The organism is Sutterella sp. KLE1602 (genome assembly GCF_001578585.1).
Lineage (GTDB): Bacteria > Pseudomonadota > Gammaproteobacteria > Burkholderiales > Burkholderiaceae_F > Sutterella > Sutterella wadsworthensis_A.
In genome coordinates this window covers 1-2,198 of record NZ_KQ968497.1, presented here as the reverse complement: position 1 = coordinate 2,198, position 2,198 = coordinate 1, and the positions used below count along the sequence as shown (strand labels likewise).

General features: G+C 50.8%; 3 protein-coding genes. All 3 read right to left on the bottom strand.

Annotation, left to right across the window (positions count from 1 at the left end):
• Positions 1-284 precede the first annotated feature (284 nt).
• Complete coding sequence (locus HMPREF3036_RS11465; RefSeq protein WP_197457921.1) at positions 285-785, bottom strand: type II toxin-antitoxin system RelB/DinJ family antitoxin; 501 nt, start codon at positions 783-785, stop codon at positions 285-287.
• Positions 786-1,180: 395 nt separating this feature from the next.
• Positions 1,181-1,384: a transposase gene (locus HMPREF3036_RS12555; RefSeq protein ID WP_369818382.1), complete on the bottom strand. Its 204-nt coding sequence runs from the start codon at positions 1,382-1,384 to the stop codon at positions 1,181-1,183.
• A 606-nt stretch (positions 1,385-1,990) separates the two neighbouring features.
• The coding region (locus HMPREF3036_RS02355) for an FAD-binding protein (protein WP_156469719.1) at positions 1,991-2,198 on the bottom strand (208 nt) is incomplete at its 5' end.

Here is a 2,198-nt window from a genome sequence, read left to right as displayed (position 1 = left end):
GGAACTCCTTCCGAGCTGCCATTTGATCTCCTTTGATGGGTGTATATGATTATATCACATACACCCATCGCGGTACAAGAAAAAAGCCCCGATTAAACAGGGCTTTTAAGAGAAGTGTCTACTTCGTTTCTGGGTTTTGAGTGATCTTTTGACGACTTGCAGGTTTTAAACACAGACCGCAGAGCGTGGGACTAGGATAAACATCCCACGGTGCCTGTACATTCCAAACCAACGTAGCTCGCCTCCCTGAGGAGGTTTGCTGAGACTAGTCAACAAAGGCTCTTTCAAGCCTCCGCCTTTAGGCGGGGGTTATTGACCTCAACAAGAGGGTGCGAGACCAAATTGCGTTTATGTTTAACGTCATCTAATACTTTTTCCAAATGTCGAATGTTGGAAGATGAGTAGAACGGATCAGACGTTGGTTTGAATGGATAGCCATTATCAACAACGATTTGGTTAAGCAATAGGCGTACAGCTGTTGCCATATCCATCCCTAACCGATTCAAAACGGCTACTGCTTCATCACGAAGCGCATCATCTACTCGGACTTGAATGTTTGCCATAGTTCGCCTCTCGATCCGCATTAATAAGACATTACTATTACAGCATTGACAGAGCAATGAATCAGCACTATTGTAAACTAATTTTCCGCTCGTGCCACCTCTGAAAACATCCCTGAGCCAGAGAAAGACACCATCGTCACGCAGGCCTTCCGCCGACACCACGGCAAACGCAAAAGCAACCTTCCCTCTTGTCGGCACCGAAAGCCCCCTCGCCTGATCCATGAGTCCGGACGGCTCCTTTACAGGTTGTGACGACAGGCAGCAACTCATCAGGAACGACTTCACGTACGTCGACCTCGAAAAACAACGAGCGGCGCACATTTAGGCGGCTCCCGAGCGATCAGGAGCCGTTCTTTTCATCCCGCTGCCCTGCCGACCGAAGGCATTTTCAGCCGAAAAGGGCATCGGAAAACGCCTTCCGGAGCCCGCTGCGACGGCGTTTGGGGACCTTTCCGAAACGAGCATTTCGTTCTGTTGGCAAGCCTCCCGCAAACCGTTCCTTCGACTTCGGAAGGCGACTCCCGCCGTTGAGTGCGGTCGCCCTTTGGGGAAGCTCTTCAAAAGCCCTCTTTAATTTTGCGCCCCGAGAACTTTTGTCTATTACACAGGCTAAGTTTCTATGCAAACGATTGTTCAGGGTACTTTTGAAGAGCTTCCTTATAAAGACTACAGAGCATTACGGTCCGGCTGTGATTCTTCGCGATCCCACGATAACGAGTCTTCGAATAGCCGTAGATGTTTTTGATCCAGTGGAAACTCCATTCAATTGCACACCGGGCGGACGCTTTGGCATGCTCCAATTGGCGCTTCACAGCAACCATCCCTTTGATTGCTTCGCCGGCTTTTCCTTCAATTGCTTCTCCGATAGCCAGTTGCTTCTTCCAAGTACTGGGTTTGGCTGCAACGAACCAGGAGACCTTCCTCTCAAACGGCAACGCCAGCACTTTCGTACAAAATGCCCCACTCCGAGAGTCATCCCAGTGGTGTATAGGGGGATTTGGCCTCCAAACGATAAAGATGTCTTATTTTTAGGCATTGACGTGAGCGCGCAAGTGATAGTTCTAAAAAAATCGAACATTTCCGAATTCGATCTTAAGCTCGCGCTTGTTTTTTCTTTTCCTCCTCAAAAATTAACAAAAATGCTTACCCCTCTCCCAAGAGAGGGGGTATTTGAAGAGCTTCCTCGACTGATGCGTGCCGAGTCAATTCGGTTTTATAGAAGTCCCCTTCTCTTTCTCCTTCGCCCGCTTTGCCCCTCTCGGCCAGCTTCTTCAGGCACCGCTTGAACAGTACTGCATTCATCCGAAGAGATTCGAGAGGCGGCAAGATCAGGCTTCAGTCGAGTCGATGAGAGAATACAGAAAGCGCGCAGGCGCTCTTGATGAGCATCCTGCGAGCTCAGGTGTGTCTTTCAGGGCAGGAGGCGATCAGCGTTCAGCCGCCGCGTTCGTACCTGCGATGCGACCCGAAGTATAGGCAATGCCGAGCCCCGTGCCCGAGGTGTAGACGCGGTTGTAGTACGGACGATTGATGACTTCGCCGCCCGCATAGAGGCCCTTGATGACCGAACCGTCCTCACGCACGACCTGGAACTTGTCGTTGACCTTCACGCCGCCAATGGTTCCGCCCGTCTTG

What these genes read in the sequence shown, in the direction of transcription:
- HMPREF3036_RS11465 (WP_197457921.1), bottom strand. Translation starts at nt 785, where the DNA reads ATGGATCAGGCGAGGGGGCTTTCGGTGCCGACAAGAGGGAAGGTTGCT.
- HMPREF3036_RS12555 (WP_369818382.1), bottom strand. Translation starts at nt 1,384, where the DNA reads ATGGTTGCTGTGAAGCGCCAATTGGAGCATGCCAAAGCGTCCGCCCGG.